13 protein-coding genes are annotated in these 14,126 nt (G+C 67.7%); 9 read left to right on the forward strand and 4 right to left on the reverse strand.

Going from position 1 to position 14,126, the window contains the following annotated elements; genetic code table 11:
• Positions 1 to 5 precede the first annotated feature (5 nt).
• The 3 genes from VXD91_RS06370 to VXD91_RS06380 are packed head-to-tail and all read left to right on the forward strand — an operon-like array spanning position 6 to position 3,974.
• Complete coding sequence (locus VXD91_RS06370; RefSeq protein WP_346414971.1) at positions 6 to 1,607, forward strand: acyl-CoA synthetase; 1,602 nt, start codon at positions 6 to 8, stop codon at positions 1,605 to 1,607.
• Positions 1,604 to 2,452: an SDR family oxidoreductase gene (locus VXD91_RS06375; RefSeq protein WP_346414972.1), complete on the forward strand. Its 849-nt coding sequence runs from the start codon at positions 1,604 to 1,606 to the stop codon at positions 2,450 to 2,452. The genes VXD91_RS06370 and VXD91_RS06375 overlap by 4 nt, the downstream gene beginning before the upstream one ends.
• 16 nt (positions 2,453 to 2,468) lie before the next feature.
• Positions 2,469 to 3,974 carry an aldehyde dehydrogenase family protein gene (locus tag VXD91_RS06380; RefSeq protein WP_346414973.1) on the forward strand — a complete coding sequence of 502 codons (1,506 nt, stop codon included), beginning with the start codon at positions 2,469 to 2,471 and terminating at the stop codon, positions 3,972 to 3,974.
• A gap of 34 nt (positions 3,975 to 4,008) precedes the next feature.
• Here the strand turns inward: VXD91_RS06380 and mntR are convergent, their stop codons facing one another.
• The gene (gene mntR, locus VXD91_RS06385; protein ID WP_212811769.1) at positions 4,009 to 4,719 is read right to left on the reverse strand and encodes a metal-dependent transcriptional regulator; all 711 of its coding nucleotides are present in this window, start codon (positions 4,717 to 4,719) and stop codon (positions 4,009 to 4,011) included.
• A gap of 80 nt (positions 4,720 to 4,799) precedes the next feature.
• Between mntR and VXD91_RS06390 the strand changes: the two genes are divergently transcribed.
• The 4 genes from VXD91_RS06390 to VXD91_RS06405 all read left to right on the forward strand — a co-directional run bounded on the left by VXD91_RS06390 (position 4,800) and on the right by VXD91_RS06405 (position 10,073).
• Entirely contained in the window at positions 4,800 to 5,774 is a 975-nt protein-coding gene (locus VXD91_RS06390; RefSeq protein ID WP_346414974.1) for a bifunctional riboflavin kinase/FAD synthetase, read from the forward strand.
• A gap of 90 nt (positions 5,775 to 5,864) precedes the next feature.
• A complete protein-coding gene (gene rpsO, locus VXD91_RS06395) occupies positions 5,865 to 6,134 on the forward strand; it encodes a 30S ribosomal protein S15 (protein WP_020101924.1) in 270 nt (89 codons plus the stop codon).
• Positions 6,135 to 6,463: 329 nt separating this feature from the next.
• The gene (locus tag VXD91_RS06400) at positions 6,464 to 8,743 is read left to right on the forward strand and encodes a polyribonucleotide nucleotidyltransferase (protein ID WP_346414975.1); all 2,280 of its coding nucleotides are present in this window, start codon (positions 6,464 to 6,466) and stop codon (positions 8,741 to 8,743) included.
• Positions 8,721 to 10,073 carry a pitrilysin family protein gene (locus VXD91_RS06405; protein WP_346414976.1) on the forward strand — a complete coding sequence of 451 codons (1,353 nt, stop codon included), beginning with the start codon at positions 8,721 to 8,723 and terminating at the stop codon, positions 10,071 to 10,073. Before VXD91_RS06400 ends, VXD91_RS06405 begins: the two co-directional genes overlap by 23 nt.
• 53 nt (positions 10,074 to 10,126) lie before the next feature.
• On the opposite strand, the gene VXD91_RS06410 is transcribed toward VXD91_RS06405, so the two are convergent.
• Both VXD91_RS06410 and ald read right to left on the reverse strand, forming a co-directional pair.
• On the reverse strand, positions 10,127 to 10,681 hold the full coding sequence (locus tag VXD91_RS06410; protein ID WP_346414977.1) for a DUF4334 domain-containing protein: 555 nt from the start codon (positions 10,679 to 10,681) through the stop codon (positions 10,127 to 10,129).
• Between the two features lie 113 nt (positions 10,682 to 10,794).
• Positions 10,795 to 11,901, reverse strand: a complete 1,107-nt coding sequence (gene ald / locus VXD91_RS06415; protein WP_318984344.1) for an alanine dehydrogenase — start codon at positions 11,899 to 11,901, stop codon at positions 10,795 to 10,797.
• An 89-nt stretch (positions 11,902 to 11,990) separates the two neighbouring features.
• Between ald and VXD91_RS06420 the strand changes: the two genes are divergently transcribed.
• Positions 11,991 to 12,515, forward strand: a complete 525-nt coding sequence (locus VXD91_RS06420) for an Lrp/AsnC family transcriptional regulator (protein WP_346414978.1) — start codon at positions 11,991 to 11,993, stop codon at positions 12,513 to 12,515.
• 14 nt (positions 12,516 to 12,529) lie between these two features.
• Here the strand turns inward: VXD91_RS06420 and VXD91_RS06425 are convergent, their stop codons facing one another.
• Positions 12,530 to 13,090 carry a TetR family transcriptional regulator gene (locus tag VXD91_RS06425; RefSeq protein ID WP_346414979.1) on the reverse strand — a complete coding sequence of 187 codons (561 nt, stop codon included), beginning with the start codon at positions 13,088 to 13,090 and terminating at the stop codon, positions 12,530 to 12,532.
• A 111-nt stretch (positions 13,091 to 13,201) separates the two neighbouring features.
• Here VXD91_RS06425 and VXD91_RS06430 point away from each other — a divergent pair, with 111 nt between their 5' ends.
• Positions 13,202 to 14,110 carry an SDR family oxidoreductase gene (locus VXD91_RS06430; protein ID WP_346414980.1) on the forward strand — a complete coding sequence of 303 codons (909 nt, stop codon included), beginning with the start codon at positions 13,202 to 13,204 and terminating at the stop codon, positions 14,108 to 14,110.
• The last annotated feature ends 16 nt before the right edge of the window (positions 14,111 to 14,126 follow it).

A 14,126-nucleotide genomic window follows, 5' to 3' on the forward strand; every position in this document is an offset into this window, starting at 1 on the left:
ACGTGATGACACAGCTACTGGATCAGGTGCGCGATGTGGTCGAGGCCGCCATCGTGTTGCAGCGCAGGGGATTGGTGGACATCTGTCGACCGCTGGACGCGATAGCCGCGTCCCGGGGCCTGCGGCGCTACGGGTCGTTCGGTGGGTTGGTGGGACACGTCGCATCGCGTTACGGCGATGCCCCGGCTCTCACCGATGAGGACGGCACGCTGAGCTTCGCCGACCTGGAAGCGACGTCCAACGGATTGGCGCGGGGCCTCGCCGGCCGCGGGATCGGGGCAGGCGCCGTGATCGGCCTGATCGCGCGGAACCATCGCGCGCTGCTCCTGTCGCTCTTCGCGGCCGGAAAGATCGGCGCCAGAGTCGTTCTGCTCAACACCGGGTTCGCGGGGCCGCAACTCGCCGACGTCTGCAAGCGCGAGAACGTCACCGCGGTCATCGCCGACGACGAGTTCACCGACCTGATCGACGTCCTGCCGTTCGAGGTCGACCGCATCGGCTGGCCCGGCGTGAGCGGCCTGGCGGCACTCGCTGCGGGCCGGTCGACGGCACCGGTGCCCGCGCCGGCCTCGGTCGGCGGCATGGTGCTGCTCACCAGTGGCACCACCGGCACCCCGAAAGGTGCGCCGCGGAACAAGGTCAGCCCGCTGCAGTCCGCGCAGCTACTGGACCGGATCCCGTGGCCATCCGGTGGTGCCTACTACGTCGCCGCCCCGATGTTCCATGCCACTGGATTGGCCACCTGCTCTTTGGGTTTGGCGCTCGGGAACCGCGTCGTGCTCGCGCGCCGATTCGATCCTGAGGCGACGCTCGCGGCGATCGAACGCCACCGGGTGGGAGCGCTCATCGTCGTGCCCACGATGCTGACCCGGATTCTCGACCTTGGCCCCGAGGTCCTGGCGCGTCATGACACGTCGTCGCTGCGGGTCGTGTTCGCCGCGGGTTCGGCGCTGTCCCCGGATCTGTGCCGCCGCACCATGGACGCTTTCGGTGACGTGCTCTACAACCTCTACGGGTCGACGGAGGTCGCCGTCGCGGCGGTCGCCACCCCGAGCGAATTGCGCAGCGCTCCGGGCACTGTGGGGCGGCCGCCCGTCGGCTGCACCCTCGCCGCGTACGACGAGCAGCGCCGCCGGATCACCGAACCCGGCCGCAGCGGAACACTTTTCGTCTCCAGCGGCCTCAGCTTCGCCGGTTACACCGACGGCGGTAACAAGGAGTCCGTCGACGGCTTGCTGTCATCGGGTGACACCGGCCACTTCGACGAGAACGGATTGTGGTTCGTCGACGGCAGGGACGACGACATGATCGTGTCCGGCGGTGAGAACGTCTTCCCGTTGGAGGTCGAGAATCTGCTCGCCGGCCATCCCGCGGTGGTGGAAACCTCGGTCGTCGGCGTGGACGACGCCGAGTTCGGAAAGCGGTTGTGCGCGTTCGTGGTACGCCGCCCCGGCGCCGAACTCGACGCCGACGAGGTCAAGAGCTACGTCCGGGCCGGCCTCGCGCGGCACAAAGTGCCGCGCGATGTCGTGTTCGTCGACGTCCTGCCCCGCAACGAGACCGGCAAGGTGCTCAAGGCGCAATTGCAGAAGGCGATGGAGCGATGACCAAGAAGCACAACGACATTCGCGGCCGCGTGGTGGCGATCACCGGCGGTGCCAGGGGTATCGGACGCGCGACCGGCCTGGCGTTCCTGCGCGCCGGTGCGCGGGTCGCCCTCGGTGACGTCGACGTCGAGCTGGTCGAGAAGGCCGCCGCCGAATTCGCCGCCACCGGAGAGCAGGTCTGCGGACTACAGCTCGACGTCACGAGCCGGACATCGTTCGCGGACTTCCTCGACGACGTCGAGAGCCGGCTGGGCCGCGTCGATGTCCTGATCAACAACGCCGGCATCATGCCCACGGGGCTGTTCGCAGACGAGACCGACGAGATGACCGACCGCATGGTCGCCATCAACCTCGGAGGCGTGCTGAACGGATCGAAACAGGCCGCCATCCGGATGCGTGGGCGCGGCGGCCACATCGTGAACGTCGCCTCACTGGCCGGCGTCAGCGCGTTCCCCGGTCTCGCCACCTACTGCGCCACCAAGCATGCCGTCGTCGGATTCACCGAGACCCTGCACCTCGAACTCGCCGCCGCCGGCATCGCCGTCACCGCGGTGCTCCCGGGTGTCGTGCACACCGAGCTCTCGGCGGGCCACAGCGCCCCGCGGTGGATTCAGCCCATCAGCGAAGTGGAACCCGACGACGTGGCGGCGGCCATCGTCGAGGCCGTCACGCGAAGTAGGTCGAAAGTGGCTGTGCCGCAAGCACTCGGCGCGATGATCAAGATCCTGGGCGCGCTGCCGGACGGTGCCCGGCACTGGATTTCCCACGTCGCGCACTTCGACACCGCGTTCACCCACACCGACGCCGCGGTGCGCGCGGCGTACCACAGCAGACTCCAGCATTGACCGAAAGGCGCCAACGTTGACTTCAGCCACGGCCACCATCACGGTCTGTTCTCCGGCTGATGGCCGGGTCATCGATTCGATACCGGCGATGAGCGTCGAGGCGGTGGCCGCGGTGATCGCGGACCTCCGTGTCGAACAGGCCGGGTGGGCCGGCCTGTCGCCGCGAGTGCGGGCAGCGCATCTGCTGAAATACCGGGACTGGTTGCTGGACAACGAATGTCGGCTGGCGGTGATGCTGCAGCGCGAGACCGGCAAGCCATGGGCCGAGGCCAATCTCGAGATCCCGTACATCGTGGATGCGATCAACTACTACGCGCGGACCGCACCCGGATTGCTCGCAGACCGCACGCCGCCGCGCCACGGCATGATCGCGGCGACCAAACGCCAACTTCTGGTGCAGCGGCCGTACCCGGTCGTGGGCGTGATCACCCCGTGGAACTTCCCGCTGGGGCTGTCGCTGCTGGATGCCGTGCCCGCGTTGCTCGCCGGGGCCGCCGTGGTGGTCAAGCCCTCGGAGTTCACCCCGTTGACGGTGGCAGCGGCGGTTGACGGCTGGAAAGCCGTTGGTGCGCCGCGGGTTCTGGAGTGCGTGACCGGTGCCGCGGAGACCGGGGCGGCTGTCGTCGACAACGTCGACCACGTGCAGTTCACGGGGTCGACGCGAACCGGTAAGGCCATCGCGCATGCGGCTGCCGAGCGGTTGATTCCATGCGGTCTGGAACTCGGCGGCAAGGACGCGATGATCGTGCTCGACGACGCGGACGTGGCGCGGGCCGCGAATGCGGCGGTGTGGGGCGGCATGGCCAATTCGGGGCAGATGTGTACCTCGGTCGAACGGGTCTACGTGCAGGCGGATGTGTACGACGAGTTCGTCGGTCTCGTTGTCGAGAAGCTGAAAGCCTTGCGCGTGGGGGAGGACGATCAGCAATTCCGGTATGACGTGGGGCCGTTGGCCACCGAGGCGCAGCTGGCGATCGTGCAACAGCACGTGGACGATGCGGTGGCCCGCGGCGCCACGGTGCTGACCGGCGGCGCACGGGTCGAGAGCACCGGCTTCTTCGAGCCCACGGTCCTGGTCGAGGTCGACCACACCATGCTGTGTATGCAGCAGGAGACGTTCGGTCCGACGCTGCCGATCATGAAGGTGCGGGACGAAGACGAAGCGGTCCGGCTGGCCAACCACTCGGATTACGGGTTGTCGGCGACGGTGTTCTGCGGCAACAGAACTCGGGCGGAACGAGTCGCGCGCCGGCTCGATGTCGGCGCGGTGAACATCAACGACGTGTTCGGCAATCTGTTCACGCTGTCGTTGCCGCAGGGCGGCTGGAAGCAGTCCGGGCTGGGCCGCCGTAACGGCGCCGATGCCGTGCTCAAATACGCACGGCCGCAGGCGATCGTGTCCGCTCGTGTGCAACCGGACAGCGAGTTCATCTGGTACCCGTACACCGCCCTTCGTGGCGCGATCGTGCACCGCGTGGGGCGCCTTCTCGGTGCCCGCGACCTGCTTCGCAGACTCGGCTGACCGCCACAACGGCAGGCCGACAGGGCCACCTGGATCAGGCGACGACCCAGATCGCTTCCGCCGCCGGGCTCCCCAGATCGACGGTCGTCGTGTCGTCGTTCACAGCGTCGGCGGCCGTGACCGCCACCGAGATCATCCCGGCGAAGTCGCGCCGGGCCACCACGCGCAGATGCGAGTCGAGCGTGATCCCGACGCTGTCGAAGTACCGCAGCATCTCGGGGTCGTGATCGGAAATCCGGGCGACCGTGCCGGCGTCGCCGTCCGCGCACGCGGACAGCTGCCGGGCCGGGGGAGTCGGCACCTGGCCGTCGGCCGCGGGGATCGGGTCGCCGTGCGGGTCGCGGGTCGGGAAGCCGAGCTTGGCGTCGATGCGGTCCAGCATCCGGTCCGACACCGCGTGCTCGAGCACCTCGGCTTCGTCGTGCACCTCGTCCCAGCCGTAGCCGAGCTCGCGCACCAGGAACGTCTCCATCAAGCGGTGCCGGCGCACCATGGCCAGCGCCGCGCTGCGGCCGGTGTCGGTCAGCGTCACCGCGCCGTACTTCTCGTGGTGCACCAGGCCCTGATCGGCAAGCTTGCGAATCGACTCGGAGGCCGTCGACGCCGACACCCCGATGCGTTCTGCCAGCATCTTCGTGCTGACTTTCTCGCGCGACCACTCCTGCGCGGTCCAGATGACCTTGAGGTAGTCCTGGGCAACCGGGGATAGATCCGGCGGGTTGCCACCGTCTTCTGCAGGACTCACAGCACAAAGTTTAGGCAATCGTCACCTCATCCGGGGATCTCACGGTGCCTGCCGCGGCGGCGCGCCGTAGGCTTGCGGTCGTGCAACGCTGGCGTGGGCAGGACGAGATCCCCACGGATTGGGGCCGATGTGTGCTCACCATCGGAGTGTTCGATGGCGTACATCGTGGACATGCAGAACTGATCAGCCATGCGGTGAAGGCCGGCCGGTCTCGCGGCGTACCCACGGTGCTGATGACGTTCGATCCGCATCCGATGGAAGTGGTCCTCCCGGGCAGTCATCCCGCGCAGCTGACGACGCTGACCCGACGGGCCGAACTGGTCGAGGAACTAGGTGTCGACGTGTTCCTGGTGATGCCGTTCACCACCGACTTCATGAAGCTGACCCCCGAGCGGTACGTGCACGAGCTGCTCGTCGAGCGCCTGCACGTCCTCGAGGTCGTGGTCGGCGAAAACTTCACCTTCGGCAAGAAGGCCGGTGGCAACGTGCCGCTGCTGCGCAAGGCCGGCGAGCGCTTCGGCTTCGCGGTCGAGGGCATCTCGCTGGTGGCCGAGCACCACCAGGCCGAGACCGTCACCTTCTCGTCGACCTACATCCGGTCGTGCGTGGACGCCGGTGACATGGCCGCCGCGACCGAGGCCCTGGGCCGCCCGCACCGCGTCGAGGGCGTCGTCGTCCGGGGTGACGGCCGCGGTCGTGGGCTGGGCTTCCCGACCGCCAACGTCGCCCCGCCCATGCACTCGGCGATCCCGGCGGACGGCGTCTACGCCGCGTGGTTCACCGTCCTGGGGCACGGCCCGTCGGTCGGCACCGTGGCGCCGGGGGAGCGCTACCAGGCCGCGGTGTCGGTGGGTACCAATCCGACGTTCTCCGGGCGTACCCGCACCGTCGAGGCCTTCGTGCTCGACACCGAGGCGGACCTGTACGGACAGCACGTGGCGGTCGACTTCGTCTCGCGGATCCGCGGCCAGGAGAAGTTCGAGTCGGTGGACGACCTGGTCGTGGCCATGGACCGCGATACGCAGCGGGCTCGCGCGATTCTGGTTCCGCAGTAGCTTCCTGATAAACTGCCCCACGCGCGTGCTGCAGTTCGCGGCGGCCGCGCCCTCGTTGTTCTTCGCGGACCGAATTGATGGAGTTGTTTCGTGGCACTCACTGCCGAGCAGAAAAAAGAGATCCTGGGTCAGTACGGCCTGCATGAGACCGACACCGGTTCGCCGGAGGCTCAGGTCGCCCTGCTGACCAAGCGCATCTCGGACCTGACCGAGCACCTCAAGCAGCACAAGCACGACCACCACAGCCGTCGTGGCCTGCTGCTGCTGGTCGGCCGTCGCCGCCGGCTGCTCAAGTACGTCGCTCAGGTCGACGTCGCGCGGTACCGCTCGCTGATCGAGCGTCTGGGTCTGCGTCGCTGACGCACCACTGATTCACGACCATCGCCAGGTCTGCTCCGGCAGGCCTGGCGATGGCTGTTGGTACGGGTAGTAACATAAAACTGTTTTGGGCCCAGCGCCCAAGACGTCGGAACGTCACACAGCGTCCGCCTGAACCTCGTGGGGCGGTCTTCGGTAGTGGCTGTCGGGTTTGACTCCCGGCCGCTTCGATCGACGGCCGTCAGCAGTAAGCGGGATGGTTTTCGGGTTTTCTGGATGCTCGCGTGTGACGATGCGACAGCAGTAACAAAGAGGAACCAGAAAAAACGGAACCCGCATAGGGCGGGCCCAGAGAGGTTATTGCGACATCCATGTCTGCAGTTGAAATTGAAGAGGGCGTGTTCGAGTCGACCGCCGTCATCGACAACGGGAGCTTCGGCACCCGCACCATCCGCTTCGAGACCGGCCGTCTGGCACGTCAGGCCGCCGGCTCCGTCGTCGCCTACCTGGACGACGAGACCATGCTCCTGTCGGCCACCACGGCCAGCAAGAGCCCCAAGGACCACTTCGACTTCTTCCCCCTGACGGTGGATGTCGAGGAGCGCATGTACGCCGCGGGCCGCATCCCCGGCTCGTTCTTCCGTCGCGAGGGCCGGCCCTCCACCGACGCGATCCTGACCTGCCGCCTGATCGACCGGCCGCTGCGCCCGTCGTTCGTCTCGGGCCTGCGCAACGAAATCCAGGTCGTCGTCACCGTGCTGAGCCTGGACCCCAAGGACCTGTACGACGTCGTGGCCATCAACGCCGCGTCGGCGTCCACCCAGCTGGCCGGTCTGCCGTTCTCCGGTCCGGTCGGTGGCGTCCGCGTCGCGCTGATCGAGGGTCAGTGGGTTGCGTTCCCGACCAACGAGCAGCTCGAGAAGGCTGTCTTCGACATGGTCGTCGCCGGCCGCAAGGTTGAAGGTGACGTCGCGATCATGATGGTCGAGGCCGAGGCCACCGACAACGTGATCGACCTGATCGCCGGTGGCGCCGGCGCCCCCACCGAGGCCGTCGTGGCCGAGGGCCTGGAGGCCGCCAAGCCGTTCATCGCCGCCCTGTGCACCGCCCAGGCCGAGCTGGCCGAGGCTGCCGCCAAGGAGACCGGCGAATTCCCGCTGTTCCCCGACTACGCCGACGACGCCTTCCAGGCCGTCGCCGCGGTGGCCACCGACGCGCTGTCGCAGGCGCTGACCATCGCAAGCAAGCAGGAGCGTGAAGAGCGCACCGACGAGATCAAGGTTGAGGTGCTCTCACGCCTCGCCGAGACCTATGCCGGCCGCGAGAAGGAGATCGGCGCGGCGTTCCGCTCGCTGACCAAGAAGCTGGTTCGCCAGCGCATCCTGACCGACCACTTCCGCATCGACGGCCGTGGCATCACCGACATCCGCGCCCTGAGCGCCGAGGTCGCCGTGATCCCGCGGGCGCACGGCAGCGCGCTGTTCGAGCGCGGCGAGACCCAGATCATGGGTATCACCACGCTGGACATGATCAAGATGGCTCAGCAGATCGACTCGCTCGGTCCCGAGACCACCAAGCGCTACATGCACCACTACAACTTCCCGCCGTACTCGACCGGTGAGACCGGCCGCGTGGGTTCGCCCAAGCGCCGCGAGATCGGCCACGGTGCGCTGGCCGAGCGGGCCCTGATGCCGGTGCTGCCGAGCGTCGAGGAGTTCCCGTACGCCATCCGTCAGGTCTCGGAAGCGTTGGGCTCCAACGGTTCCACCTCGATGGGTTCGGTCTGTGCCTCGACCCTGGCGCTGCTGAACGCCGGTGTGCCGCTGAAGGCCCCGGTTGCCGGTATCGCCATGGGCCTGGTGTCCGACGAGGTCGACGGCGAGACCCGCTACGTCGCCCTGACCGACATCCTGGGCGCCGAGGATGCCTTCGGTGACATGGACTTCAAGGTCGCCGGCACCAAGGACTTCGTCACCGCCCTGCAGCTGGACACCAAGCTGGACGGCATCCCGTCCAAGGTGCTGGCCGGTGCCCTGGCCCAGGCCAAGGACGCGCGTCTGACCATCCTGGACGTGATGGCCGAGGCCATCGACGAGCCGGACGAGATGAGCCCGTACGCGCCGCGCATCACCACCATCAAGGTGCCGGTCGACAAGATCGGTGAGGTGATCGGGCCCAAGGGCAAGGTGATCAACCAGATCACCGAGGAGACCGGTGCGAACATCTCCATCGAGGACGACGGCACCGTGTTCGTCGGCGCCTCGAACGGCGAGGCGGCGCAGGCGGCGATCGACAAGATCAACGCCATCGCCAACCCGCAGCTGCCCAAGATCGGTGAGCGGTTCCTCGGCACGGTGGTCAAGACCACCGATTTTGGCGCCTTCGTGTCCCTATTGCCGGGCCGTGACGGTCTGGTGCACATCTCCAAGCTCGGCAAGGGCAAGCGCGTCGCGAAGGTCGAGGACGTCGTGAACGTCGGCGACAAGCTGCGCGTGGAGATCGCGGACATCTCCGCGGACAACCGTGGCAAGGGTCAGAAGATCTCGCTGATCCTCGTGGATGAAGAGGGTGCGGCAGCGGCGGATTCGACCGCCGATGCTGCTGCCGAATCGGAGACTGCACCGGCAGATGCCGCGCCTGCAAACTCCTAAATCGACAACGCGCGACGGCCGGGGTTCTGCAGCGACATCGCTGCAGGCCCCGGCCGCCGTGCGCAAGACCAACCTCCCGGGCGGGCTGCGGGTCGTCACCGAACACCTGCCGCACGTGCACTCGGCATCGGTCGGCGTGTGGGTCAACGTCGGTTCACGCGACGAGGGCCCCAGTGTCGCCGGGGCCGCGCACTTCCTGGAACACCTGCTGTTCAAGTCGACCCCGACGCGCACCGCTGTCGAGATCGCCCAGTCGATGGATGCCGTCGGTGGTGAGCTGAACGCCTTCACCGCGCGCGAGCACACCTGCTACTACGCCCACGTGCTGGACAGCGACCTCGGGCTGGCCATCGACCTGGTATCGGACGTCGTGCTCAACGGCCGTTGTGCGGCAAGCGATGTCGAGCTGGAACGCGACGTGGTGCTCGAAGAGATCGCCATGCGCGACGACGATCCCGAGGACACCCTCGCGGATGTCTTCCTCGGCTCCATGTTCGGCAACCACCCCGTGGGCCGGCCGGTGATCGGCAGCATCGATTCGATCACGTCGATGACCCGCAACCAGCTGCACTCGTTCCATGTCCGCCGGTATACCCCGGACCGGATGGTCGTCGCCGTCGCCGGCAACGTCGACCACGACGAAGTTGTGTCCATGGTGCGCAAGCACTTTCGGCCGCACCTGGTGCGTGGCCGCAAGCCCGTGCCGCCGCGCAAGGGCGCCGGCCGCGTGCCGGGCACCCCGACGCTGCAGTTCGTCAAACGTGACTCCGAGCAGGCCCACATGTACCTGGGTGTGCGTACGCCGGGGCGCAACTGGGAACACCGCTGGGCGTTGTCGGTGCTCAACACCGCGCTCGGTGGCGGGTTGAGTTCGAGGCTGTTCCAGCAGATCCGGGAGAACCGTGGTCTGGCCTACTCGGTGTACTCCACGATCGACACGTTCTCCGATGCCGGTGCGCTGTCGGTGTACTCGGCGTGCCTGCCGGACCGCTTCGACGAAGTGGTCCGCGTGACCACCGACGTGCTGGAAGACGTTGCGCGCGAAGGCATCACCGCCGACGAATTGCGCATCGCCAAGGGCTCGATGCGCGGCGGTCTGGTGCTCGGGCTGGAGGATTCCGGTTCCCGGATGCACCGCATCGGCCGCGCCGAGCTGAACTACGGCAACCACAAGTCGATCTCGGACACGCTCGCGTCGATCGACGCGGTCACCCTCGAAGAGGTCAACGCCGTTGCGCGCGAACTGCTGACGCGGCCCTTCGGTGCCGCGGTACTGGGCCCGCACCGGTCCAAGCGCTCACTGCCGAAGCAGCTGCGCGCCATCGGCTAGGGATTTGTGCACGATTATCCGCGCAGGCCGCGGATTTTCGTGCACAAATCACGTCAGCGGCTGAGGCGAAGCGAGTTGTCCCGGCGCAGCACGAAGAAATACGGCTGTGCTTCGCCGCGGAGATCCATGGCGCCCAGGACGGCGTCGTCGGTCAGCTTGCGGAACACGTCGTTGATGGGCAGCTGGTCGTAAACCATTGTCGCGGTGTCGACTCCGCGATAGCGCGTGGTGCGCAACCGAGCCTTGGCCGAACGGGCCTGCAGTAGCGGGCGTAGCGCGGTGATGGTCTTGGCGACGGGAAGTCGGTGCAGGGGCACCTTGTTCGCCAGTCCGGCGCCGGAGAATGCCAGCACCGGGTTGAGCGGCCACAGCGTTTCGCCTGACGCGTCGGGGAAGAGCAGCGGGTGGACGGTCTCGGCGTCGATGAACTGCTTGCCCCACCAGCCGCTGGCTTCCAGCAGGCCGTCCATCGAATGTCCGGTGGGTACTTCGGCGCCGTGCCAGGTGCCGATCATGAAGTCGGGTTCGACGGCCGGCGCGGCATCGAAGATTTCGAGGGCTTGGGCCGCCGTGGTCGGCGGGGCGGGCAGCAGTTCCTGCAAGAGCATGGCCACGACAATACTTGACACCTGTCAAGAACGGCAGTGTCGGACGGGCGGAAAGTCATCGCCCGGCCAGCGCGACGCTGCGCTGACCGGGCGATGGGTATCAGGTTCGGGGGCTACAGCGCGACGCGGCCGAGCGGAATGTCGAGGTCCGCGGCGACCTGGCTGCACAGCAGCTCGCCGTCGTGCGTCGACAGGCCCTTGGCCAGCGCGGCATCGTTGCGGCACGCCGCCTGCCAGCCCTGGTCGGCGAGCTTGAGGACGTACGGCAGCGTCGCGTTGGTCAGTGCGTACGTCGACGTGCGCGGCACGGCGCCGGGCATGTTGGCCACGCAGTAGAAGACCGAGTCGTGCACGGCGAAGGTCGGGTCGTCGTGCGTGGTGGGCTTCGAGTCCTCGAAGCAGCCGCCCTGGTCGATCGCGATGTCGACGAGCACGGAACCCGACTTCATGTGGGCCACAGTCGAATTGGTCACGAGCTTCGGTGCCTTGGCGCCGGGGACCAGCACCGCGCCGATCACCAGGTCGGCCTGCTTGACGGCGTCTTCCAGGTCCAGGCTCGAGGAGTACCGGGTGTGGATCCGGCCGTTGAACTCGGCGTCGATCCGGCGCAGGGTGTCCAGGTTCAGGTCGAAGACAGTGACCTGCGCGCCCATGCCGCTGGCGATCTGTGCCGCGTGGAAGCCCGCGGTGCCACCGCCGATGACGACGACGTTGGCCGGGGCGACGCCGGGCACGCCGCCCATCAGGACGCCGCGGCCGCCATGGCTGCGCATCAGGTGGTAGGCGCCGACCTGGGCCGACAGCCGGCCTGCCACCTCGCTCATCGGGGCGAGCAGGGGCAGGCGGCCGTCGGCAGTCTGAACGGTTTCGTAGGCGATCGAGGTGGTGCCCGACGCCAGCAGTGCATCGGTGCACTCACGCGAGGCGGCCAGGTGGAGGTAGGTGAACAGGGTCTGGCCCTTGCGCATGCGGTGGTACTCGGCCGCGATGGGTTCTTTGACCTTCAGGAGCAGGTCGGCTTCGGCCCAGACCTGGTCCGCGGTGGTGACGATCTGCGCGCCGGCGGCCTTGAAGTCGGTGTCCGCGATCGCGGATCCTTCGCCGGCCCCGGCCTGGATCAGCACCTCATGGCCGTGCTTGATCAGTTCGGCGACGCCGGCCGGGGTGATGGCCACCCGGTACTCGTTGTTCTTGATTTCGGTCGGGATGCCGACGTGCATCTGGGGTTCTCCTCAGGGCGGATCAGGTGGTGTCCTAAGTGTGAATAAACGTCGAATGACCTGCAATATCTGTGATTATAATTCTCAATATGGCGCCTGGTAGTGAACGATCTTCGAATTCGCTGGTCCAGGAGGGGTCCCAGCCGAAGGATGTTCAGCCCGTCGAACTCGACGACATCGACCGGCAGATCGTGACCGCGCTGCATGCCGACGCACGCATTCCCAACAGCGCGTTGGCGGAGCTGGTCGGCATCGCCGCTTCGACCTGTCACGGCCGGGTCCGCCGGCTACAGCAGCTCGGGGTGATCCGCGGTTTCCATGCCGACATCGATCCGGCGGCCATCGGCCTGGGTCTGCAGGCGATGATCTCGGTGAGCCTGCAATCCGGGGCCCGGGCGCGCATTCGCGACTTCATCGCCCATATGCGGCGGCTGCCACAGGTGATGGACGTCTACTTCCTGGCCGGCGCCGACGACTTCATCCTGCACGTCGCCGCGCGCGACACCGCACACCTGCGGGCGTTCGTGGTCGAGCACCTCAACGCCGACGCCGATGTGGCCGGCACCCAGACATCGCTGATCTTCGAGCACCTGCGCGGCGCGTCGCCGCTGTAACCGGTTGCCGCAGTTCAGGATTGGGTGGCAGCCTTGAGTTCGGCGAGTGCCTCGCGGATGTGCTCGGCGAGGCTACGCTCGGCCGGATCGGCGAGCCACTGGTCGAACGCCACCTTGAAAACCGCGATACCGGTCTCGGCGACAAGGCCGGCCGCGGGGTCGGCGACGCCGCGGCGGCGCAGCGCGTCGGCGATGCTCGTCGCCAACGACGCGAGCTTGATGAGTTCGCGCTCCTGCAGGCTGGGGTTGGCATTGATCACCGTCTGACGTCGGCGCGCGTGCGGGCGGCGCTCGGCGAAGAAATCCGACACCGATTCCAGTGCCGCGGCGACGGCGTCGAGCGGCGCGGTGGCTGCGGGGGCGTCGTCGATGGCTGTCTCGAGCGCGTCGGCGAGTTCGCGGCCCCGAAACAGCACCTCGCGCTTATCGGTGAAGTGCCGGAAGAACGTGCGTTCCGTGAGGCCGGCACGAGCGGCGATCTCGGCGACCGTCGTCTCGTCGAAGCCCTGCTCCAGATACAGCTCCAGGGCGGCCTGCTCGAGGCGGCCCTGCGCGTTCGGTTCCCATCGGCCCACGGGCGGATTGTAGGCGATGTCAGTGACTGTCAGCACGACTGATGACAGTGGCTGACATCGGGTGTACGTTTGGTGATGTCATGGACTGACATCACCTGAGGAGTTGAAACCATGCGCATATTCGTCACCGGCGCCAGCGGGCACATCGGATCCGTGGTCGTCCGCGACCTGCTCGAAGCGGGTCACCACGTCACCGGCCTGGCCCGATCGGACGCCTCGGCCGCCGCCGTCGCCGCCGCGGGCGCGCAGGTGCACCGCGGCAGCCTGGATGACCCGGACGGCCTCGCTGCCGCGGCTGCCGCTTCCGACGGCGTCATCCATCTGGCCTTCAAGCACGACTTCGCCAATTACGCCGACTCGCTCCAGGCGGACCTGCGGGCGGTAGAGGCCATGGGGGAGGCCCTGGCGGGCTCGGGCAAGCCGTTCGTGAACACCTCGGGCACGCTCATGCTGGCCTTCGGTGAGCCGGGCCGGCTCGGTACCGAAGACGCCGACGTCGACCGGTCGGCACCGCGCGGCGCATCAGAACGGGCGACGCTCGCGCTGGCCGAACGCGGCGTGCGGTCATCGGTGGTCCGGCTCGCCCCGACCGTGCACGGGGACACCGATCACCACGGCTTCATCCCCAGCCTCATCGAATTCGCCCGTGCAGCAGGACGATCCGGGTATCAGGGTGACGGTTCGAATCGATGGCCGGCGGTGCACACCGTCGATGCCGCGCGGCTCTACCGGCTGGCCGTGGAGTCGGCACCCGCCGGCTCGGTCTTGCACGGCGCGGCTGAACAGGGCATCGCCTTCCGCGACATCGCGCAGGCGATCGGCGACGGTCTGGGCGTGCCGGTGCAACAGATTCCGGCGGACGAGGCCCCGGCCCACTTCGGTTTTCTCGCGGGCTTCGCCGCCCTGGACAACCCGACCTCCAGTGAAAAGACGCAGGCCCTGCTCGGCTGGGATCCCGTACGTCCGACCCTGCTCGAAGACCTCAAGGCCGGTCACTATTTCGCGCCCCGGGCCGGCTGAGGCAGCGGGCGGCTAG

The sequence above is a fragment of the Mycobacterium sp. SM3041 genome (assembly GCF_039668335.1).
Taxonomy (GTDB): Bacteria; Actinomycetota; Actinomycetes; order Mycobacteriales; family Mycobacteriaceae; genus Mycobacterium.